Genomic DNA, 21,849 nt, shown 5'->3' with positions numbered 1-21,849 from the left:
GCCATGTCCCGCATCGGCAAGATCGCCCGCCGCACATTCCTTTTCGGGGCCGTCGCCGTCGCCGGTGGCGCCGCCTTCGGCGCCTGGTACGTCACCCGCCCCGCCTCCAACCCGCTGAAACCCGGCGAGGGCGAGGCCAGCCTGAACGCCTTTGTCCTGATCGACGGCGAGGGCGTGACCCTCGTTGCTCCGCGCGCCGAGATGGGCCAGGGCACGATGACCACCTGGGCCGCGCTGATCGCCGAGGAGATGGACCTGGCCTGGGAGGACGTGCGTGTCATCCACGGCCCGCCCGCACAGGCCTATTACAACAGCGCCCTGATGGGCGAGGGCCAGACGCACAAGGGTTATGACGCCTCTGCCTTCCAACATTCGCTGGGCGAGATGATGGGCGTCATGGGCAAGGTCTTCTCGATGCAGGTCACGGGCGGGTCCACCGCCATGAAGGACGGCTATGAGCGGATGCGCGTCACCGGCGCCGCTGCGCGCGAGATGCTGAAGACCGCCGCCGCCAAGCGGCTGAATGTCGGCGTGGTCGAACTGCGCACGGAAAACGGCGCGGTGATCGCCCCCGATGGCACCAGCATTCCCTACACGGACCTGGCCGCCGAGGCGGCAGAGGTCGAACCGCCCCGGATCGAACTGCGCGAGCGCAGCGAATGGCATCTACTGGGCACGTCGCTGCCGCGCGTCGACATGCTGGGTAAGTCCACGGGCACCGCGCAATTCGGCATCGACACGCGTCTGCCGGGGATGCGCTTTGCGGCTGTGCGCCGCTCGCCCACGCGCGGCGGCATGAAACGCTATGATGCCTTCGAGGCGGGACGGATGCCCGGCGTCGAAAAGGTGGTGGACCTGGGCGACGGTCTGGCGGTGATCGCCACCAACACCTGGCTGGCCCAGCAGGCCGTGGACGCCATCGAGGTCGAGTGGGACCCCGCCCCCTACCCCGAGAGCACCGAGGCGATGGTGGCCGCGGTCGAGGCGGCTTTTGACACCGAACCGGACTCCGTGCTGCGCGACGACGGCAATCCAGACCGCCTGCCCGCAGGCGCGACGGCGGTCGAGGCGGAATACCGCGTGCCCTTCCTGGCCCATGCCACGATGGAGCCGATGAATGCCACCGCCTGGTTCGACGGCCAGCACCTGAGGCTGTGGTGCGGCAACCAGGGGCCGACATTCCTGCGCGACGCCTGCGCCGCCGAGGCCGGCGTCGACCCGTCAGAGGTCGAGGTGAACGTGACTCTGATGGGCGGCGGCTTTGGCCGCCGGGGCGAGTTCGACTATGCCGTGGTGGCGACCAAGGTCGCCAAGGCCATGCCCGGCACTCCGGTCAATGTCACCTGGTCGCGCGAAGAGGACATGACCCACGATTACTACCGCCCACCCGCCATCGCGCGGATCACGGGGGCCGTGGCGGACGGCGCACCGGTGGCCTTCGACGCCAGGGTCGCCTCGCCCTCGATCGCCGCGCAGGCGCTGAAACGCTGGGTCGGTTTCGCCCCCGGCGGGCCGGACAAGGGGATCGTCGACGGCATCTACAACCAGCCCTACGGCATTCCGAACTACCGCGTCGCGGGCCACAAGGCGGACGTCGTGCCGCCGCTGGGCTTCTGGCGATCGGTGGGTGCCAGCTTCAACGGGTTCTTCCACGAATGTTTCATGGATGAGCTGGCGGTGGCCGCCGGGGCCGATCCGCTGGAGATGCGGCTGCACCTGACGCGCGACGAATGGCTGCCCGCCTTCTACGCGCTGGAGGCGGTGCGCGACATGTCCGGCTGGACCGGCAAGACCGAGGAGGGCGTCGGGCGGGGCCTTGCGATGGTCTACAGTTTCGGCACGCCCACGGCGATGGTGATCGAGGTGCGCGACGTGGACGGCGCGGTGCGCCTGACCGATGCCTGGATCGCCGCCGACCCCGGCGTGGCGCTGGACCCGTCGATCATCGAGGCGCAGCTGACCGGGGCGATGGCCTATGGCCTGTCCGCCGCCATCGGCGAAGAGATCACATTCGCCGGTGGTGTCGTGGACCAGAAGAACTTTCCCGATTACGAGCCGCTGCGCATGGCCCAGATGCCGCGCACGCAGGTCACGATCCTGGAAAACCAGGAGCGTCTGAACGGGATCGGAGAGGTCGGCACGCCGCCCGCCGCCCCGGCACTGGCCAACGCGCTCTTTGACCTGACCGGCAAACGGGTGCGCGAACTGCCGCTGAACAAGGCCTTCGACTTTTACACCTGAGGCCCGATACCCGGAGGTCTGCCCGGCCCAAGGCCGGGCGCCTTGCCCCCGAAATGCCGGAAGCGGACGTTGCGCCTGGCAAAGCTGTCGGCCCTGATCGCAGCCCCGCCGCATGACGGGTTCGAGCCCTGTTGATCGATGCTGCGACATCGACGAATGCCTGCTATCAATCTTTCGGAGCAAAGCGAGGCAGCCACGTGGAGTCGAAAATCAACCGAATTCCTTTATCTGACTATATTTCCGAAAGAACCGGAGCCTTGTCTGAAAGGCAGATCGCGGACTACATTGTAGTAATGTCATTGGACGAGGCTGTTATCGGTTCACTGATACTCTTGGAAGACCGCACAGCGTCTAAGTTATTGACGATTCAAGAGCGCATAGGGCACGCGCATATCGTATCTGGGCATGCGCTTAATTTTCTTCGACGCAACAAGCTTCCAGACAAGGGCTTACAAGATCTGCAACAAGCGCAAGGCAAGTTTGCAAGAGCGAAGCTAAATGCGCGCAGCTAGTGTTCCATGAACTGGTTCCGGCGACTAATCGGGCGCAACGGATTGCTGCCATCAGCGCAGCCGCAGCGAAAGTTCATAATGTCCCGCGTTGCGGTCATTTGACCTAAGAACATGCTGCACGATGCACGAATGGCCGCACTGGCGAAGCTGCGGCGCAGCATCAGATCGTCCGACGCGCTGCATCAAGGGGCCGAAAGCAGACGTCGCGTAAAGAGGGCCATCTTTCGTCCACATTCCCTAGGCAAAGCGGGAAATATACCCTAAAGTATAGGCCAGACCCGTATCATTGTTCTCGGGCATTTGTTTAACGATTACCCGCCCCTTGCCATCACGGCAGGGGCTTTTTCGTTGCCAAATCGATAGATGACGGGATTTCAGCCCGCGACGCGCAGCCCCTCGGCGCCCTTTTTCGCCCAAGCATGTACGGCGGCGCCGAAGGCCTCGAACAGCGGACGCGATACCGGGTCGCTGGCGGCGTTCCATTCCGGGTGCCACTGCACCGAGAGGGTAAAGCCCGGCGCATCTTTGACGTAGATCGCCTCTGGCGTGCCATCGGGGGCAAAGCCGTCGATCACGATACGCGACCCGGCGGTCTTGATCCCCTGCCCGTGCAACGTGTTGGTCATCACCTCGGCAGAGCCGAACAGCTTGTGGAACGGTCCCCCCTCGGTCAGCGAGACCTTGTGGCGCAGGGCGAATTTCTCTTCCAGCGTGCCGTCGGGGGGCATCCGGTGGTTCATCCGGCCCGGCAATTCGCGGATTTCCGGGTAAAGCGACCCGCCCATCGCCACGTTGACCTCCTGGAAGCCACGGCAGATGCCCAGAAAGGGCTGACCGCGCTGAACGCAGGCCCGCACCAGCGGCAGCGTGATGGCATCGCGGTTGCGGTCGGGCTGGCCGTGCGCCTCTGTCCATTCCTCGCCGTATTCCTCGGGGTGGACATTGGGGCGCCCGCCGGTCAGCACGAAGCCGTCAAAGGCTTCGAGCAGTTCGTCGACACTGACCAGCCGCGGGTCCGAGGGGATCACGACAGGCAGGCAGTGCGACACCTCGGAGACGGCCTCGGAGTTCATCGTGCCGCCCGCGTGGGTCGGATACTGATCGTTGATCAGGTACTGGTTGCCAATGATGCCGACGATGGGGCGCGCCATGTTCCTGCTCCTTGTGAACAGCGAATATGTAGACCACATGGGCGCGCCCGAAAAGTGTCCGCCCGCACAGACGGACCTGCGGCGGCACACAGGGCGCGGAATTGCCTGTCAGTCGGGCATCCTCAGGCAGCGGCCCCCCCGGCCAACCTTGCACTGAGCGCGGCGGGCAGATGCCGGGCGGACCTGACGCGAGGGCGGTTCATTTCCAAAATGGTGCGGTCTTCTCCATAGAGGGCGAGGTATTCCGCGAAATTGTCGAAGGCGCGCCGCCCAAGGTAGTCGACAAAGGTTTCCGCCGCTGCGCCATTGGCAAGGATGACTTCGTGGCCTTCGGTTTCGACGTGGTAATAGGTCACGCGTTCGGGCAGACTGGCCAGCGGGTCACGCGTGATCGTGGTGCCGTTCACCAGAGCGCCCGCGTTGACAGCCAGCCCGTCGAGGATCAGCGCGTGGTCGGCGGTCAGCACCAGGTCGCTGTGCGGAACACCCTGCCCCAGCGCCCCGGCCCGCACCCGCACGGGCGCAAAGCGCTCTGCCGGGGTGAACCGCTTGTGCAGGGTTTGGCGCCCGATCCATTTCACCGGCACCGCCCGGCCATCCGCCGTCAGGATCATGTCACCGATCCGCAGGTCTTCGACAGGACGCGCGCCCTCGAGTCCGGCGATCTCTGTCCCGGCGGCAAAGCAGAGATAGGTCTGGGCCTCGGCCTGGTAGGCGTTTGTCGTGCCGCTGGAGGGGATCAGGGTCTGGGTGGACCCGTTCTGCGGCAGGGGAACACCATAACCACCAACGCCCAAAAAAACGGGATACTCGACACCGCCAATGGTGATCGTGTACCCCGTGAAATCAACGCTATCGCCGACGAACCAGTCGGTTCCTGCATCGAGCAACCCGTCTTCGTCAACGTCGGTTATCGGGTAGTTGTCGTCTTCATCAGCGAAGTTGTACAACCCTGTCCACGACAGCGTGCTGCCGGGTTGCCCCTGCCCGCCTGTAATGGTGACGCCGGACAGGCCGATATATCCTTCGGTTGTATATGTAATGGCCACGACTGATTACCCCACGTTTCATGATGTCAAATGAACTGCGCACAAGATCCGACTGGCGCGCTTTCGGGCAGCAGTCTGGTTTCTTTGCCAATGGCAATCAAATCATTAATACAAGATCAAGGTTTTCCGGCCCAAAAGTGTTGCAATCCCGGGCAACCGGCCCCGCCGCACGGGGGCCGGTTCCACGGTCGGAGGGTCAGCCCGCCGCCTTCAGCTCCAGCCGACGCTTGTGCAGCACCGGCTCTGTATAGCCAGAGGGTTGCACCCGGCCTTCGAAGACCAGGTCACAGGCCGCCTGGAAGGCGATGCCGTCAAAGCCCGGCGCCATCGGCTGGTAGGACGGGTCATCCGCGTTCTGGCCATCCACGACCTCGGCCATGCGCTTCATGATCTCCATGACCTCGTCACGCGACACGACGCCGTGGTGCAGCCAGTTGGCGATATGCTGGGCCGAGATGCGGCAGGTGGCGCGGTCTTCCATCAGGCCGACATCGTTGATGTCGGGCACCTTGGAACAGCCGACCCCGGCGTCGATCCAGCGCACGACGTAGCCGAGAATGCCCTGGGCGTTGTTCTCGACCTCGCGGCGGACCTGTTCGGGGCGCCACTTGCGGAAGGAGGCCAGCGGGATCTCCAGCACCGCGTCCACATGGGCGCGGCGGCCACCGGCGCGCAGGGCCTTCTGTACGGCGAAGACGTCGACCTTGTGGTAATGCAGCGCGTGCAGCGTGGCGGCGGTGGGCGACGGCACCCAGGCGCAGTTGGCGCCTGCCTTGGGATGTTCGATCTTGGCCTCCAGCATGGCGGCCATCTTGTCGGGCATGGCCCACATGCCCTTGCCGATCTGCGCCTTGCCGGACAGGCCGCACTCCAGCCCGATGTCTACGTTGCGCGCCTCGTAGGCGCCGATCCAGCCCTTGCGCTTGATGAAATCCTTGCGGCTGAAGGGGCCGGCCTCCATCGAAGTGTGGATCTCGTCGCCCGTGCGATCAAGGAAGCCCGTGTTGATGAAGGCGACCCGGTGTTTCGCGGCGCGGATGCATTCCTTGAGGTTGACCGAGGTGCGGCGCTCCTCGTCCATGATGCCCAGCTTGACGGTGTATTGCGGCAGGTTCAGCGCCTTCTCGACGAAGGTGAATACCTCGTCGGCGAAGGCCACTTCCTCGGGTCCGTGCATCTTGGGTTTGACCACGTAGACCGAGCCGGTGTGCGAATTGCGCAAGCCGCCTTCGGTGCGTTGCAGGTCATGGCGGGCGATCAGCACGGTGATCAGCGCGTCCATCAGCCCCTCGAAGATCTCCGAGCCGTCGCGCAAGAGGATCGCCGGGTTGGTCATCAGGTGGCCGACGTTGCGCACCAGCATCAGCGCGCGGCCCTTGACGGTGAAAGGCGCGCCGTCGGCGCCCAGGAACTCGTGATCCGGGGTCAGCTTGCGGGTAACGCTCTTGCCGCCCTTCTCGAAGGTTTCCGACAGGGTGCCCTGCATCAGGCCCAGCCAGTTGGCATAGGCCAGGGTCTTGTCCTCGCCATCGACGCAGGCCACGGAATCCTCGCAGTCCATGATCGCCGAGACGGCCGATTCCAGCCGCACGTCCGCCAGCCCCGCCTGGTCGCGGGCGCCGATGAAATGGGTACGGTCAAAGACCAGCTCGACATGCAAACCGTTGTTGCACAGCAGCACCGCATCGGGCGCCTTGGGGTGGCCGCGGTAACCGCGGAATTTCGACGGGTCGATCAGCGGTTGATCGTCCACCAGCAGCGCGCCACCCTGAACGTGGTAGCGGCGGGCGTCGGCATGGCTGACCCCCTCGACAGGAAAGGCCTCGTCCAGGAAGACGCGGGCGCGGGCGATCACCCGGGCGCCACGGCCGTTCTCATACCCGCCTTTCGGTGGCAGCGAGCCCATCGCGTCGGTGCCGTACAGCCCGTCGTAAAGGCTGCCCCAGCGGGCATTGGCGGCATTGAGCGCGTAACGGGCATTGGTGATCGGCACCACCAGCTGCGGGCCGGGGACGGTGGCGATCTCTGGATCGGTATTGGCGGTCTCGATCTCGAAATCGCCGCCTTCAGGCAGAAGGTAGCCGATTTCCGTCAGGAAGGCCTTGTAGGCCTCGTGGTCATGCGGCTGGTTGGCGCGCGCCTTGTGCCAGTCGTCGATCTGTTTCTGCAGCGCCTCGCGCTTGTCCAGCAGGGCGCGGTTGCGCGGACCAAAGTCATGCGCCAGCTCCGACAGCGCCTGCCAGAACCCCTCGGCCCCGATACCGGTGCCCGGAAGGGCCTGCTCTTCGATGAAGCTGGCCAGTCCTTCGTCGACGTTCAACCCGGCGCGTTCCACTCGGTCGACCATAGTATACCTCTCGTGATGGCTTGACGCAGACCCTAGCATCCTGTTTCCGATAGGCAACATTTCACACCCTCCGGATTGCCCCTGCGCGGCCTTAAACAGTTTCAAGGTGCGTTTGAAACCGGCATCCGGACGGGGCCTTACCGGAGATGCCCAAATGGCCGAACACCCCGTCGACCTGGAGACATGGCCACGCACGCCGCAGTTCCGCTGGTTCCGCAGCTTTGAAAAGCCGCATTACGCGGTGACCGTGCGGATGGATGCGACACATCTGATGAAGGTGCGCAAGGCGGCGGGGCACTCGCTGTTCCGCGCCAGCCTGCATGCCATCGGCTGCGGGCTGCACGGCGTGCCGGAACTGAACATGCGGTTTCGCGGCGACAGCGTGGTGCGGCATGACAGGGTGATGCTGTCGACCCCGGTGCCGCGACCGGACGGCGGGTTCAACTTTTCCTACGTTCCTTTCGACCCCGATTTTGCGCGTTTCGACGCGGGCGCAGAGGCGGCCATCGAGGAGGCGCGCAACCGCGCGACGCTGGCCGGCAATGCCGAGGGGATGGACGGCGTGGCCTATATGTCCTGCCTGCCCTGGCTGGATTTCACGGCGCTGGACAATGCCCTGCCGCATGCGGATGACTGCATCCCCCGGGTGGCCTGGGGCAAGATCGTGCCCGAGGGCACCGGCTGGCGCATGGCGATGGGCATCCAGGTGCATCATGCTCTGGTGGACGGCGAACACCTGGGCGGGTTCTTCGAGGGGGTGCAGACCGCGCTGGACGCGGGGTGAGGCAACGCCCCCGTCCCGGCTTGCGCCGCGCTCCGCAACAGCGGGGTCCCGGGTCAGGCCCGGGACGGGGTTAGACAATCAGGCCGCCTCTTCCTCGCTGGCCTGCTGCCGCGCCCAGAGCGCGGCATAGCGCCCGCCCTGCGCCAGGAGCGCGTCATGTGTGCCCTGCTCGACCACCTCGCCCTCTTGCAACACCACGATCCGGTCCGCGTCGGCGATGGTGGACAGGCGGTGCGCGATGGTGATGACCGTCCGCCCCTCGCCCGCGCGGCGCAGCGCGTCCTGGATGCTGGCCTCTGTCTCGGTGTCCAGCGCGCTGGTCGCCTCGTCCAGAAGCAGGATCGGCGGGTCCTTGAGCAGGGTGCGCGCGATGCCCACCCGCTGTTTCTCGCCCCCCGAAAGCTTCAGCCCCCGTTCGCCGACCTGGGTGTCGTAGCCCTCGGGCAGGCTTTCGATGAAGCTATGGATCTGCGCGGCTTTCGCGGCCGCCACGATCTCGGCGTCGCTGGCGCCGTCGCGACCGTAGGCGATGTTGTAACGGATCGTGTCGTTGAACAGGACCGTGTCCTGCGGCACCACGCCGATGGCCGCGTGCAGGCTGTCCTGGGTCACGTCGCGCAGATCCTGTCCGTCGATGCGCACGGCGCCCCCGTCCACGTCGTAGAAGCGGAACAGAAGCCGCCCGATGGTGGACTTGCCAGAGCCCGAGGGACCGACCAGCGCCACGTTCTCGCCCGCGCCCACGGCGACGTCGATGCCCTTGAGGATCGGGCGCGCCGGGTCATAGCCGAACCGCACCCCGGCGAAGTCTACCACTCCGCCGGAGACCGCCAGGTCCGGTGCGCCGGGCTTGTCGGACACCTCGCGCGGCTGTTCCAGCAGGTCGAACATCTCGCCCATGTCCACCAGCGCCTGGCGGATCTCGCGGTAGACCGTGCCGAGAAAGTTCAGCGGCATGGTGATCTGGATCATGTAGGCATTCACCATGACGAAATCGCCCACCGTCAGCGCGCCGTTCTGCACCCCCACAGCCGCCATGACCATGACGGCCACCAGCCCCGAGGTGATGATCAGCGACTGGCCCACGTTCAGCATGGCCAATGAGGTGGCCGTCTTGATCGCCGCCTGTTCGTAGCCCTGCATGGCACGGTCATAGCGTGCCGCCTCGCGCGCCTCGGCGCCGAAATACTTGACCGTCTCGAAGTTCAGCAGGCTATCGATCGCCTTCTGGTTGGCGTCGGTGTCCTGCTTGTTCATCTCGCGCCGCAGCTTCACCCGCCATTCCGTCACCTTGAAGGTGAAGGCGACATAGAGCGCGATCACACCCACCACGACGACCAGGTACCAGACGTCGAAAAGATAGAAGAGCACCGCCGCGACCAGGATCAGCTCCAGCATCAGCGGCCCGATGGAGAACAGCAGGAAGCGCAGCAGGAATTCCACGCCTTTCACGCCGCGCTCGATGATGCGGCTCAGTCCGCCGGTCTTGCGCGTGATGTGATAGCGCATCGAGAGGCGGTGGATATGGGTGAAGGTTTCCAGCGCCAGCCGCCGCAGGGCGCGCTGGCCGACCTTGGCAAAGACCGCGTCGCGCAACTGCTGGAACCCGACGGTCATCAGCCGCGCCATGCCATAGGCCACCGTCAGCCCCACCGCCCCCAGCATCAGGTCCGAGACATCCCCCGACAGCGTGTCGACCGCCTGCTTGTAGAGGATCGGGGTGGCCACGGCGATGAGCTTGGCCAGGATCAGGAAGCCCAGCGCGATGACGACGCGACGCTTGGCCCAGGTCTGCCCCTCGGGCCAGAGATAGGGGCCGACACGACGGATCGTGCGCCACCCCGAACGGCGTTCGTCGCGGGCGATCTGGGCATCGGTAGAGGTGTCGGGGGGCATGAAAGGCTTTCCTGTTTGGCCCTATCACCTAGGCCGCGGCGCCCGGATCTGCAAGCGGCGCCCGGCTCCGGCGTGGGAGAAGGGGGCGCTGCCCCCTCTGCGCCAGGGGCGCATTCACCCCCGAGGTATTTGCGAAACCAAAGAAGGCAGGAGGCCCCCGCAGCTTCCCCGGTTTGCAAGAGAGCCCAGGGGACGACCGCGAGGGCACAGGAGGGGAACAAGGGGCATGCCCCATTCTGCCCGGCTTCCGCCAGTTACGGACGCTGAACCTGGCTCAGTCGGTCACCGTCTGCGGCAGGTCGAAGATCTGGCCGGGATAGATCAGGTCAGGGTCGCGGATGCGGTCGCGGTTGGCCTCGTAGATGCGGACATATTGCATCCCGTCGCCGTAGCGCTGGCGAGAGATCCCCCAGAGCGTGTTGCCCGGCTGGATCGTCACGCTGCGCACCGGGCCTGCCCCCTCGGAGACCACCCGTTCCAGCACCGTGGCGCTCTCGCGCAGAAACGGGCTTTCGACTCGGGCGATGACCTGGCCGCGTTCGTTGATCTGGTCGACGCGCAACACGTAGGTGCCCTGGTCGACCTCGGGCAGTTGCACCCGCCAGCGGCCATCCTCGCGGATGCGCGAGGTGGTGACGGGGGTGTTGTCCAGGTAGATCCGCACGAAGGCCGCGGTCTTGCCCCGGCCCGAGAGCAGCACGTCGCCCTCGTCGTCATAGCTGATCGAGTCGAGCGCCACGTCGCCCGGCGCGATGGGCGCGGTCGACAGCGCCTCGATCCCGCGCGGCGAGGACAGCAGGACGGCGGGGGGCAGCGCGGTCGGCGGGGCGTCGCCCACGTCCGGTTCAGCCCGCGCGGTGATCACAGGGTCATCCCCGGCGCGCGGAGCGGCGGTTCCGGCAACGGGCACCGCGCCATCGGGGCTGGCCGGGTCGCGCGTGCTGGCGCGGGGCGCGGTCGGGTCCTGGCTGTCCACCGGCGCCTGCGTGCCCGGAAGGCCGCCGGGACGCGGCGGGGCGCCGGCGATGGCAGGCCCCGGATCGGTGCCCGGCAGAGGGCCGCGCTGGGGGGCGCCGTTCCACTTGGGCGCACCCAGTGGGTCGGGACCGGCGCCGACCTCGGGCTGCGGATCGACCCGGGCCAGCTGATCGCCCGGCGCGGGCGGCGCGCCCTCGGGATCGACGGGACCGGCATCGGGACCGGCGGTGGCCAGCGGGGCATCACCGGCAGGCGCATCCACGTCCGGTTCCTGTTCCAGGATCGGGCCGGTGGCCACGGGCGTTTTCGGCTGGCGTTCAGGCGTCAGGTCGGCGGCGGCCACCTGTCGCGGCGCGACGATGACCTCGCCCTCGGACAGGACGGTGCGTTCCTTGGCGGTCTGGCGCAGGGTGATCACGGCGCCTTGGTCCGGCGGCAGGTTGAGGAAGGTCGTGAATTTTCCGTCGCCACCGATCTTGAGCTTTTCGACCGGCTCGCCGTTCACGATCACCTCGAGCAGGGCGCCCGGTTCACCGCCGCCCGCGATCAGCGAAAAGCCGTCGGTTTCGGCCCGTACCACGTCAAAGCTGGGGCGGATCACTGCCTCGTCGCCATCCAGCAGCAGTTCCTGCACCGGCGCCGCGTCGGGATCGAAGAGCGGCAGGAGCGCACCTGCTGCCTCCGGTGCCTCGGGGTCGGGGGACTCGGCCTCGGGTCTGTCTGGATCGGGCCTGTCGGGATCGGGGGCCCCTGCCACGGGGGCGGCTGCGGCGACGGTTTCGTCGGGGGCGTCGTCCGGGGCCGGGCCGGGCACGGTCTGGTCCGGCGCGGGGCCATCGGGATCAACCGCGGCGATCGAGACATCCGGCGCCGCGGCCTCTGCCCCTTCGGCAGGGGTCGGGGCCGGCGCGTCCGGTGCCTCTGCCGGGACAGGAGCATCGGCGGTATCCAGCGGCGGCGCCACCGGATCGGTCGCCTCTGCCGGGTCAGCCGGATCCGGGCCATCCGCGGTTTCGACCGGGCGGGTTGCGGGATCGGGCTTGTCCACCGTGGCCGAGGGCGCAGGCACGGGATCGTCGCTCTTGACCGGGTCTGCGGACGGCTTGGCAACTGTCGAGGCCGCCAGCGGCGTGTCGGGCGCGTCGACGCTGGGAACCGGCGGCGCATCCGGCGCGGCGACCACCGGATCGGGAGCCGGTCCATCGGGCGTTGCGCCCCAGGGCGGGTCGATCATGCCGGTGGCGACCATGACAGTCACCGCCCCGGCAGTGCCGGCGCCGGCGAGGGCCAAGTAGAGTGCGATCTTGCTCATGGCAGCCTTCCGAATGACAGCGCCTGCGGCCTCGGCCCCCCAGCGGGGCCACAGGATGGTTGAGCGTTTATAAACCACAGGCTACGAAGCGTCAAAAGTCGTTTTTTCTGCAAGCCTTGGAGCCTGAAATGTCCACCATGTCCATCTGCGTCTACTGCGGTTCCCGCAAGGGGGGAAATCCCGACTACGCGGCAGAGGCCACCGCCCTGGGCGAGGCGCTGGCGCAGGAAGGCTGGCGGCTGGTCTACGGCGCGGGCGACGTGGGCCTGATGGGGCTGATCGCGCGTGCCACGCAGGCCGCTGGCGGAGAGACTTTCGGCGTGATCCCCACCCATCTCCTGCAGCTGGAGGTCGGCAAGACCGATCTGACCAGTTTCGTCGTCACCGAGACCATGCACGAGCGCAAGAAGGTCATGCTGATGAACGCCGACGCGGTGGTGGTCATGCCCGGCGGCGCGGGATCGCTGGACGAGTTCTTCGAGGTACTGACATGGCGCCAGCTGGGCCTGCATGCGAAACCCATCATCCTGCTGGACGTGGCCGGCTACTGGGAACCGCTGAAGGCGCTGATGCACCATGTCGTGGACACAGGCTTTGCCGATCCCTCGTTGCTGGAATTCGTTCAGAGCGGCGGTTCGGCGGAGGATGTCATGACACTTCTGCGGCGCGCCCTGTCCTGAGCAAACCCCGCGACCGAGTAGATCGCCAGCGCGGCCCAGATCAGGCCGAAGGCAATCAGGTGGAAGGGGGTCAGCGGCTCTTTGAAGATAACCACGGCGCAGAGGAATTGCAGCGTCGGGTTGAGGTATTGCAGCACGCCCAGCGTGGTCATGTTGACCCGCTGCGCCGCGGCCGAGAAGAGCACCAGCGGCAGCGCCGTCAGCAAGCCGGAAAAGACCAGCAGGCCCGAGGTATAAAGGTCATCGCCAAAGATCGCCTTGTCCTGCAGTTCCAGCACCGCAAGCCAGCCCAGGGCAAAGGGCGCCAGCAACAGCACCTCCCCCGTGACAGACACGACCGGACCGACGGAAAGCCGTTTCTTCACAATGCCGTAGATGCCGAAGGTCGTGGCCAGGACCAGCGCGATCCAGGGGGCCGCCCCCAGCCCCCAGGTCAGCTGCGCCACCGCCAGCGTGGCCAGCCCCACGGCGACCCATTGCAGCGCCGACAGCCGTTCGCGCAGGACGACGACCCCAAGCAGGACAGCGACCAGCGGGAAGGTGTAATAGCCCAGCGAGGTTTCACGCACCTGGCCGATCTGCACCGAGAGGATAAAGAGGAACCAGTTGGCGGTGATCATCAGCGCCGCGATAGCGGTGATCAGTGCGGCCCTTGGCCGACCGACCGCGCCGCGCAACTCTCGCAGGCGGCCCTGCACCGCCAGCAGCCCGGCAAAGACGATCAGCGACCAGAAGGTGCGATGCGCCAGGAGTTCCAGCGGCGGGACGTGCAGCAGCAGCTTGTAGTAGATCGGCGAAAGCCCCCAGATCGAACAGGCGCCGATCATCAGGAGGATGCCTTGGGTCTGGGGGGGCATGGTCGTCTCCGGTCAGTGCCCCTGCCCTACAGAGCCGCGCCGACCACTGCAAGCCGACGCGACGGCTGCTCAGCCACCTGCCCCGCCGCGCAGCCAGCGCCGCACCCGCCATGCCCCGAACAGCGCCGGGATGAGAGTGATCAGCCCGATGCAGAGAATCGTCAGCGGCAGCGCCCAGAGGTGTTCGAACAGGGGCAGCCTGACATTGCCCCTGGTCTCGGGATTGAACAGGATCTCGTGCCGCGATCCGATCTCGAACCCCCAGTTGGCCGAGGACTGTCCCAGGCTGGCCTCGGTCATCTCGCCGTCGCGGAATTCATAGCGGAAGACCGGGCCGTAGACCGTATGGTTGCCCGCCCAGGGGGTCCAGTCCTCCCACTCGTAGACGCGCACCACCTCGCCGGTGGTGCGGTCCGCGCGCGACACGAAACTGACGCTGTCATAGGCCAGCAGCGCCGCCGTCGCCAGGAACAGCACCGGCGTCACGAAGATCAGCAGCCAGACCCGCCAGGACACCTGCCGCCGCCCGTCCGGATGCGTCCGCCACAGGAATTGCTGGGTCTGGTTCATCTGGACGATCAGGTTGCGCAGCATCGTGCCCCCCATGTCTGACCTGTCCCCGACCGTGCCGGACTGCCGTCCGGGCGATCCACGAAAGCCCCTGTCGTATCCATGCAAAAATAACCTTCCCGAAATGCTGCCGACGGCCCGGATGGACCCGGGATAACCTTACCATAGGGCGTCCTTGCGCCCTTGTGAATCGTGGGGTTCCGGCTTTGGCGGCGTCCGGCATGAGGATTGTCGCACGGTCCATATCCGCATAGCCTGTCAGGGCAAGACAGCGGGAGAGCAGCGATATGGGGGCATTTGTCATCGGCCAGATGCAGATTCACAGTCGGGACTGGATGGAGGCCTATTTCGCCAAGATCCCGGCGGTTGTGGCCGCCCACTCGGGCGAATTCCTTGTCCGGGGCGGCGCACCGGAACACCTGGAGGGGGACAATCCCCTGCCCGACGCGGCCTTTATCCTCGCCTTTCCGGACCGTGACCATGCCAGGGCTTTCTGGAATTCCGACGAGTTCCAGGACCTTGCCCGGCTGCGGCGCAGCGGATCGTCGCTGAACGCCGTGCTGGTGGACCGGCTTGCCTAGGATCACACGAAAAACGCCCCCGCAGCAATCTGCGAGGGCGTCTTTCTCATCCGGTCGGGGCGCACACGGCCCCGCACATGGAATTACAGGCGCGAGGCCACGTTTTCCCAGTTCACCAGGTTGTCGAGGAAGTTGGTCAGGTAGGCCGGACGCTTGTTGCGGAAGTCGATGTAGTAGGAATGCTCCCACACGTCGCAACCCAAGAGCGCGGTCTGGCCAAAGCACAGCGGGTTCACGCCGTTCTCGGTCTTGGTGACCTTCAGGCCGCCGTCGGTGTCCTTGACCAGCCAGCACCAGCCCGAGCCGAACTGGCCCGCGCCCGCGGCGGAGAACTGCGACTTGAACTCGTCGACGGTGCCGAAGCTGTCCTTGATGGCCGCTTCCAGCTCGGACGGCATGGCGTTCGGGCCGGGGCCCATCATTTCCCAGAACTGCATGTGGTTCCAGTGCTGCGAGGCATTGTTGAAGAAGCCCGACTGCGCCACGGCGCCCGCGTCATAGGTGCCCTTGACGATCTCTTCGAGGCTCTTGCCTTCCCACTCGGTGCCGGAGATCAGCTTGTTGCCGTTGTCGACATAGGCCTTGTGGTGGATGTCGTGGTGGTATTCCAGCGTCTCCTGGCTCATGCCCTGGCTGGCCAGTGCGTCGTGCGCATAGGGAAGATCGGGAAGTTCGAAAGACATGGTTCACCCCTTCGTGATGTGGCGGTTCATTGCCCCAATAGGTGTCCCCCTTCCCGCCGAAGGTCAACCCTGCCTCGGTCCCCAAAGGTGACTTCAAGGAGAAAGTTTTGTCGGCAAACAGTTTCCCGCCCTGTTGAAAAGCGTCCCCTTCCCACGGGGTTGCGCCGTCACGTTGACCTTTCGGCTGGCCTTGAGGAATGTCGCGCGATAGTCCAGCAGCAGGCGGCGGTTCCCCGAGGCGCGCACTTCCAGCTCCCACGAGACGGTCACCCGAGAGCTGTTGTCACGGACCAGCTGCCCTTCGACCGGAACGCCGTCGTTGAAAACCAGGATCGAGGCGTCAGAGACCACCACGCGGTCGATGGCCCGGTCCAGCGCGATGAAGATCATCGGCTGAATCCACTGGCGTTCTGACGTGCCGTCGATCCGGCAATGATAGGCCATCTTTTCCGCCGCCGCGCCCCCGGAGAGGGCGGCCAGGAAGAAAGCGGACAGGATGAGGCGGCGCATGGCGGCTCCGTTTCGGGGTGGGCCCGGCCACTATCGGCAGAGCCGCCCTCCAAGGCAACCGCCCTGCCCGGTCAGCCGGCGTGAAACCCCACGAAGGCGTCGGGATCGGCGGCGGTGCAGAGCAGGTTGAACATGTACTCCGCAACCGAGCGGAAGCAGAAGACCTGCGCCGTGGTGTCATCGCTGAACCAGACACCCGCAGCCACCTGCGCGAACCGGGTGCGGCGCAATTCGCCCACCGGCAGGGCGTCACGGGCAAAGTCCACCGGGGCCAGCTTGGCCAGTACGTCGCGCAGCTGCGTGCCGCGCAGCCGGAACATCGCCCGCATGTCCGAGACATTCTCGACCAGCGCGTGCTGCCCTTGCAGGGCCTCGGACAGTTGCGCGCAGGCGCGCGCGGCCTGTCGGTAGGGCACCAGCAGCAGCAGTTCGTCCGGCGACATCCAGAGCACCCCGCTTTCGCCCAGAACCTGCGCGCCGCGCATGTCGGGCATGGGCAGCCCGGTCAGGCTGGTAACGGCCTCTTGCAGGGATGCATCCGCCAGGTCCCCGCGCAGGGCGATCATGCCCTGCGGCCCGGTCTCGCGGACGTCCACCAGGCCCTCGTATTGTGCGCCGCCGAGCGGCAGAACCGGATCAGACATTCTGCTTCTCTCCTTCGGGGTCAAAGAACACCGGGCTGACGATCCTGGCCTCGACCACGGTCTCGCCATCGTCCCTGATGAAGGGGATGATCTCTCCCATCCGGTCGGGGCCATTGTGGACAAGGCCCATCGCGATCCCCTTGCCCAGCGTCGGCGAGTGATAGGTCGAGGTCACCCGGCCCTGCGTGTTGCGCTGCCCGTTGGCGTTCCTGCCCGGTGCCACCGAATAGGCGCCATCCGGCAGGACAGAGCCGTCAACGGTTTCCAGCCCGACCAGCTGCCAGCGGTTCGGATCGGCCATGTGGCTGCGTTCCTGCGCGCGCTTGCCCAGATAGTCTTCTTTCTTTTTCGAGATCGCCCAATGCAGGCCCAGGTCCTGCGGGATCACCGTGCCGTCGGTCTCGTCCCCGATCATGATGAAGCCCTTCTCGGCCCGCATGACGTGCAGCGCCTCGGTGCCGTAAGGCGTGATGTTCCATTCCTTGCCAGCCTCGACAACCCTGTCCCAGAAGGCGCGGCCAAGGTTGGCGGGCACCGCGATCTCGTAGCTGAGTTCGCCCGAGAAGGAGATCCGGTAGACCCGCACGGGGAACCCCGCCAGAGTGCCGTCGGCCCAGGCCATGAAGGGCAGCATGTCCTTGCCGACATCCATGCCCCCCAGCTTTTCCAGCAGCTTGCGCGCATTGGGGCCAACCACGGCGACCTGCGCGAATTGCTCGGTCACGTTGGCGGTGTAGACTGTCCAGTCCCACCATTCGGTCTGCAGCCATTCCTCCATGTGGGCATGGATGCGGTCCGCGCCGCCGGTGGTGGTGTGGCAGAGGAAGGTGTCCTCGTCGATCCGTGCCACCACGCCGTCATCGGTCAGAAAGCCGTTTTCCGTGCACATCAGCCCATAGCGGCAGCGGCCCGGTTTCAGCGTGCTCATCATGTTGGTGTAAAGCATGTCGAGAAAGCGCCCCGCATCCGGCCCTTTCACAATGATCTTGCCAAGAGTCGAGGCATCGAGCAGGCCGACGCTCTCGCGGGTGGCCAGCACCTCGCGGTGGACCGCGTCGTGCTTGCTCTCCCCCTGTTGCGGATAGCAGTAGGGGCGGCGCCAGTGGCCGACCGGCTCCCATGCGGCGCCGTGTTTCTCGTGCCAGGCGTGCATCGGCGTCTTGCGGATCGGCTGGAATATCTCGCCGCGCGCCTCGCCCGCGATGGCCCCCATGCTGATGGGCGTATAGGGCGGGCGAAAGGTTGTGGTGCCCACCTGCGGGATCTCTTCACCCAGTGACGCAGCAAGGGTCGCCAGACCGTTGATGTTGCTAAGTTTCCCCTGATCCGTGGCCATGCCCAGGGTGGTATAGCGCTTGGTATGTTCGACGCTTTCATAGCCCTCGCGGGCGGCCAGCTGCACGTCCGAGACCTTGACGTCGTTCTGGTAGTCCAGCCACGACTTCATGCGCAGATCATCCCAGGCGTTTTCCGGCATCAGCCAGACGGGACGCAGCGGCATTTCCTCTGCGCTCTCGCCCTTGGGCGGGGCAAAGCGGCGGGGTTTGCCGCCGGCGGCCTTCCCGGATGTTTTCCCTGCCCTGTCAGCATCTTCCAGAACACTCTTGAGGTCCATTTCGCCATTGGCGCTGCCCGTCACGGTGACGAAAGGCAGACCGTCGTGGCTGGTTGGTGCACGCTCGGGATCGGGGCGGAAAAAGGCGTGTTCCTCGTCCCATGTCAGTTTGCCACCGCAATGGGACCAGAGGTGCACCACCGGCGACCAGCCACCCGACATGGCCACGGCATCGCACTTGATCTCTTCCAGCATGGCGCCGACGCCGGCCATCGCGCAAATCGCCACGCCAGTGACGCGCTTGCCGCCCTTGACCTTGGCGATGGCCCGGCCGGTTTCGACGCGGATGCCCAGCGATTTCGCCTCTTCCATCAGCGCGCCGCCGCCCATCTGGCGCGCGTCGATCACTGCCGGCACCTGCACCCCCGCCTGTTTCAGGGCGATCGCCGTGCGGTAGGCGTCGTCGTTGTTGGTGACGACGACGGTCTTCTGGCCCGCCACGACGCCGTAGTTCACGAGGTAATCGCGCATGGCAGAGGCCAGCATGACGCCGGGAATGTCGTTGCCGGCAAAGCTCAGCGGCCGCTCGATGGCGCCGGTCGCCGTCACGATCTGTTTCGCGCGGATGCGCCACAAACGGTGGCGCGGGCCTTTCATGAAAGGCGCGTGATCGGTCAGACGCTCGTAGCCCAGCAGGTAGCCGTGATCATAGACCCCTGCCCCCATGCTGCGGGTCCGCAGGGTGACATTCTCCATGCCTTCAAGGGCTTCTACGGTCCTGTTCACCCACTCCCCGGGCGTCATCCCGTCGATCGAACCGCCATCCACCGGCGCACGCCCACCCCAATGGGCCGTCTGTTCCAGGACCAGCACCTTGGCGCCGGAGTCCGCCGCCGCCTTGGCCGCCTGCAGCCCGGCCACGCCGCCGCCGATCACGACGACATCGACGAAGGCATGGAAATGTTCGTAGGTGTCGGGGTCGCGCGTTTCCGGGTCCGGCGCGCGGCCCAGCCCCGCCGACTGGCGGATGAAGGGTTCGTACAGGTGCTTCCAGAAGGGGCGCGGGTGGATGAACATCTTGTAGTAGAAACCCGCCGTCAGGAAGCGCCCGAACAGCCCGTTCAGCGCGCCGATGTCATGGTCGAGCGAAGGCCAGTGGTTCTGCGATGTGGTCTGCAGCCCGTTGAACAGCTCTGTCGTCGTGGCGCGCTGGTTGGGCTCATGCCTGTTGTCTCGCCCGAGATTGACCAGCGCGTTGGGTTCCTCGGCGCCGGAGGCGACCACGCCGCGCGGACGGTGATACTTGAAGCTGCGCCCCACCAGCATCTGGTCATTGGCCAAGAGCGCCGAGGCCAGCGTGTCGCCCTCGTGGCCCCGGAAGGTCTTGCCGTTGAAGGTGAACCGGATGTCGCTGCTGCGGTCGACCAGGCGGCCGCCTGTGGTGAGACGGGTGCTCATGTCTCAGGGCTCCACGCTGTGAGGACGGTGAATTTTGGGGTATTTTTGCCAAGAAGAAACATCAGGACAGCTCTCTCCACGTCCAGCCGGGGCGTTTGGCGGTGATCGCGTCGCGGATCTTTTTCGGCGGCTCAGAGGTCTGGGCGGGATAGGTGCCGAAGACCTCCAGCGTCATGGTACAGCGCGCGGCGTGGAACCACTTGCCGCAGCCGTTGACGTGGCGCCAGCGTTCGAAATGCACGCCCTTGGGGTTTTCCCGCATGAAGAGGTAGGATTCGAAGTCCGCGTCCGAGGAGCCGGGGCCGTGCCGCGTCAGATGCGCCTCGCCGCCCGCGTGCAGTTCGGTTTCATCGGCCTGGACGCCGCAATAGGGGCATTTGAGGGTCAGCATCAATTGCCTCCCATGACAATACTTCCGAAACCCCATTGGAGGGTGCCAACAAATACAAGAAATGCTTGATAATTCGGAGCACTTCTGATGTTGGACACCGAGAATGGGTCGCTAGGGTCATCATCTTCGCGGGCAAATCGAGCGTCTTGAGAGCGATTTAGCAGTTCGGCAGCAACAAAGCCGAAAACAAGCACGCCCAGACCCGCAGTCAAAGCCCCGAAACGTTCAAACATGGAATTGCCAAGCAAATCCTCGGCAATGTAGCCGCCGATCAGACCAAACGCAAAAATCGCGAAAGAAATCGACAAGGGATGCAGTAGAACTGCAACCGCTTTGGGATCGGGCGAGTAGCTTATCAATGCGCCACCCCCGCCGCGACCGACTCATCAATGAATTTCCCCTCACCGAAGCGCCACATGGAGAACTCCTCGCAGAGCGGCGACTCTCCCCGCGCCATCAGCTCGGCAAAGCCCCAGCCCGAGCCCGGGATCGCCTTGAACCCGCCCGTGCCCCAGCCGGCGTTGATGAAACAGCCCTCCAGCGGGGTTTTCGACAGGATCGGCGAGCGGTCGCCGGTGACATCCACGATGCCGCCCCATTGCCGCAGCATCTTGAGCCGGGAGACCATCGGGAAGGTCTCGACTAGGGCGCGCACGGTTTCCTCGATGTGGTGGAAACTGCCGCGCTGGGTATAGGCGTTGTGCCCGTCGGTGCCGCCGCCGATGACCATCTCGCCCTTGTCGGATTGGCTCATGTAGCCGTGCACGGTGTTGGCCATGACGACGCAATCCATGACCGGCTTGATCGGCTCTGACACCAGCGCCTGCAGCGGCACGGATTCGATCGGCAGCCGGAACCCCGCCCTGGCCGCCATGTCGCCCGAGTGTCCGGCCACGACGATGCCCAGCTTTTCACAGGAAATGTCGCCCTTTGTGGTCTGCACCCCGGTGACGCGCCCGCCCTCCTGGCGCACGCCCGTCACCTCGCATTTCTGGATGATGTCCATGCCCATTGCGGAACAGGCGCGGGCATAGCCCCAGGCCACGGCGTCGTGGCGCGCGGTGCCGGCGCGTTCCTGCCAGAGCGCCCCCAGCACGGGGTATCGCGGCCCGTCGAGGTTGATGATCGGCATGATCTCCTTGACCTCGCGCGGGGTGATGAAGCGCGTCTCGACCCCCTGCAGGGCGTTGGCATGGGCGGTGCGCAAATAGCCGCGCACCTCGTGCTCTGTCTGGGCCAGCATCATGACGCCGCGCGGGCTGAACATGACGTTATAGTTCAACTCCTGGCTCAGCGTCTCGTAGAGGCTGCGCGCCTTTTCATAGATCGCGGCAGAGGGATCCTGAAGATAGTTCGAGCGGATGATCGTGGTGTTGCGCCCGGTGTTGCCGCCGCCCAGCCAGCCCTTTTCGATCACCGCGACATTGGTGATGCCAAAGTTCTTGCCCAGGTAATAGGCGGTCGCCAGCCCGTGTCCGCCCGCGCCGACAATGACCACGTCATAGCGGCTTTTGGGTTGGGCATTGCGCCAGGCGCGTTCCCAGTTCTTGTGGCCGGAAAGGGCTTCTCGGGCAATGGCAAAGGCGGAATAACGTTTCATGGGCTCGAATCCGGTCGGTCCGTTTCGGGTGTGATGCACACAAAAGTCAT

Annotated in this window: 19 protein-coding genes; 5 read left to right on the top strand and 14 right to left on the bottom strand. The window is 65.7% G+C overall.

The annotated features are described in order from the left end of the window. Window positions 1-3: 3 nt before the first annotated feature. Window positions 4-2,241, top strand: coding sequence for a xanthine dehydrogenase family protein molybdopterin-binding subunit (locus G9Q80_RS05470; protein ID WP_088716696.1), 2,238 nt, complete (start codon window positions 4-6; stop codon window positions 2,239-2,241). A 131-nt stretch (window positions 2,242-2,372) separates the two neighbouring features. Next, on the top strand, window positions 2,373-2,753 hold the full coding sequence (locus tag G9Q80_RS05465) for a hypothetical protein (protein ID WP_133066459.1): 381 nt from the start codon (window positions 2,373-2,375) through the stop codon (window positions 2,751-2,753). Between the two features lie 374 nt (window positions 2,754-3,127). Here the strand turns inward: G9Q80_RS05465 and G9Q80_RS05460 are convergent, their stop codons facing one another. The 3 genes from G9Q80_RS05460 to G9Q80_RS05450 all read right to left on the bottom strand — a co-directional run bounded on the left by G9Q80_RS05460 (window position 3,128) and on the right by G9Q80_RS05450 (window position 7,300). Then, on the bottom strand, window positions 3,128-3,904 hold the full coding sequence (locus G9Q80_RS05460; protein WP_043146824.1) for a gamma-glutamyl-gamma-aminobutyrate hydrolase family protein: 777 nt from the start codon (window positions 3,902-3,904) through the stop codon (window positions 3,128-3,130). 122 nt (window positions 3,905-4,026) lie between these two features. Next, entirely contained in the window at window positions 4,027-4,953 is a 927-nt protein-coding gene (locus G9Q80_RS05455; RefSeq protein ID WP_232788314.1) for a Hint domain-containing protein, read from the bottom strand. Between the two features lie 196 nt (window positions 4,954-5,149). Then, a complete protein-coding gene (locus G9Q80_RS05450) occupies window positions 5,150-7,300 on the bottom strand; it encodes a malate synthase G (protein ID WP_069209590.1) in 2,151 nt (716 codons plus the stop codon). A 154-nt stretch (window positions 7,301-7,454) separates the two neighbouring features. On the opposite strand from G9Q80_RS05450, the gene G9Q80_RS05445 reads away from it, so the two are divergent. After that, window positions 7,455-8,084, top strand: coding sequence for a CatA-like O-acetyltransferase (locus G9Q80_RS05445; protein WP_043146826.1), 630 nt, complete (start codon window positions 7,455-7,457; stop codon window positions 8,082-8,084). Between the two features lie 78 nt (window positions 8,085-8,162). Here the strand turns inward: G9Q80_RS05445 and G9Q80_RS05440 are convergent, their stop codons facing one another. Together G9Q80_RS05440 and G9Q80_RS05435 are read right to left on the bottom strand one after the other, a co-directional pair. After that, entirely contained in the window at window positions 8,163-9,980 is a 1,818-nt protein-coding gene (locus G9Q80_RS05440) for an ABCB family ABC transporter ATP-binding protein/permease (protein ID WP_088716697.1), read from the bottom strand. 274 nt (window positions 9,981-10,254) lie between these two features. After that, complete coding sequence (locus tag G9Q80_RS05435; RefSeq protein ID WP_088716698.1) at window positions 10,255-12,270, bottom strand: LysM peptidoglycan-binding domain-containing protein; 2,016 nt, start codon at window positions 12,268-12,270, stop codon at window positions 10,255-10,257. Window positions 12,271-12,398: 128 nt separating this feature from the next. On the opposite strand from G9Q80_RS05435, the gene G9Q80_RS05430 reads away from it, so the two are divergent. Beyond that, complete coding sequence (locus tag G9Q80_RS05430; RefSeq protein WP_088716699.1) at window positions 12,399-12,950, top strand: LOG family protein; 552 nt, start codon at window positions 12,399-12,401, stop codon at window positions 12,948-12,950. Here the strand turns inward: G9Q80_RS05430 and rarD are convergent. Both rarD and G9Q80_RS05420 read right to left on the bottom strand, forming a co-directional pair. Next, window positions 12,893-13,807 carry an EamA family transporter RarD gene (rarD, locus tag G9Q80_RS05425; protein ID WP_088716700.1) on the bottom strand — a complete coding sequence of 305 codons (915 nt, stop codon included), beginning with the start codon at window positions 13,805-13,807 and terminating at the stop codon, window positions 12,893-12,895. The two genes, G9Q80_RS05430 and rarD, sit on opposite strands and share 58 nt — an antisense overlap. A gap of 69 nt (window positions 13,808-13,876) precedes the next feature. Continuing rightward, a complete protein-coding gene (locus G9Q80_RS05420; RefSeq protein ID WP_088671517.1) occupies window positions 13,877-14,413 on the bottom strand; it encodes a DUF3592 domain-containing protein in 537 nt (178 codons plus the stop codon). Window positions 14,414-14,664: 251 nt separating this feature from the next. Between G9Q80_RS05420 and G9Q80_RS05415 the strand changes: the two genes are divergently transcribed. Next, window positions 14,665-14,958, top strand: a complete 294-nt coding sequence (locus G9Q80_RS05415) for a DUF1330 domain-containing protein (protein WP_088716701.1) — start codon at window positions 14,665-14,667, stop codon at window positions 14,956-14,958. A gap of 83 nt (window positions 14,959-15,041) precedes the next feature. Here the strand turns inward: G9Q80_RS05415 and G9Q80_RS05410 are convergent, their stop codons facing one another. The 7 genes from G9Q80_RS05410 to G9Q80_RS05380 all read right to left on the bottom strand — a co-directional run bounded on the left by G9Q80_RS05410 (window position 15,042) and on the right by G9Q80_RS05380 (window position 21,799). Then, window positions 15,042-15,641 carry a superoxide dismutase gene (locus G9Q80_RS05410; RefSeq protein ID WP_088716702.1) on the bottom strand — a complete coding sequence of 200 codons (600 nt, stop codon included), beginning with the start codon at window positions 15,639-15,641 and terminating at the stop codon, window positions 15,042-15,044. A gap of 93 nt (window positions 15,642-15,734) precedes the next feature. Beyond that, window positions 15,735-16,151, bottom strand: a complete 417-nt coding sequence (locus G9Q80_RS05405; RefSeq protein ID WP_088716703.1) for a hypothetical protein — start codon at window positions 16,149-16,151, stop codon at window positions 15,735-15,737. Between the two features lie 71 nt (window positions 16,152-16,222). Then, window positions 16,223-16,795: a sarcosine oxidase subunit gamma gene (locus G9Q80_RS05400; protein WP_088716704.1), complete on the bottom strand. Its 573-nt coding sequence runs from the start codon at window positions 16,793-16,795 to the stop codon at window positions 16,223-16,225. Beyond that, the gene (locus G9Q80_RS05395) at window positions 16,788-19,808 is read right to left on the bottom strand and encodes a sarcosine oxidase subunit alpha family protein (RefSeq protein ID WP_088716705.1); all 3,021 of its coding nucleotides are present in this window, start codon (window positions 19,806-19,808) and stop codon (window positions 16,788-16,790) included. Before G9Q80_RS05395 ends, G9Q80_RS05400 begins: the two co-directional genes overlap by 8 nt. A gap of 61 nt (window positions 19,809-19,869) precedes the next feature. Then, the gene (locus G9Q80_RS05390; protein ID WP_043146459.1) at window positions 19,870-20,199 is read right to left on the bottom strand and encodes a sarcosine oxidase subunit delta; all 330 of its coding nucleotides are present in this window, start codon (window positions 20,197-20,199) and stop codon (window positions 19,870-19,872) included. Further along, entirely contained in the window at window positions 20,199-20,558 is a 360-nt protein-coding gene (locus G9Q80_RS05385; RefSeq protein ID WP_133066460.1) for a hypothetical protein, read from the bottom strand. Before G9Q80_RS05385 ends, G9Q80_RS05390 begins: the two co-directional genes overlap by 1 nt. Further along, a complete protein-coding gene (locus G9Q80_RS05380; RefSeq protein ID WP_088716706.1) occupies window positions 20,555-21,799 on the bottom strand; it encodes a sarcosine oxidase subunit beta family protein in 1,245 nt (414 codons plus the stop codon). The genes G9Q80_RS05385 and G9Q80_RS05380 overlap by 4 nt, the downstream gene beginning before the upstream one ends. Between the last annotated feature and the right edge of the window lie 50 nt (window positions 21,800-21,849).

Source organism: Mameliella sp. LZ-28, assembly GCF_012274245.1.
GTDB classification, from domain to species: domain Bacteria; phylum Pseudomonadota; class Alphaproteobacteria; order Rhodobacterales; family Rhodobacteraceae; genus Antarctobacter; species Antarctobacter albus.
The sequence above is the reverse complement of the archived record's forward strand: the minus strand, read 5'-3'. Positions and strand labels throughout refer to the sequence as shown.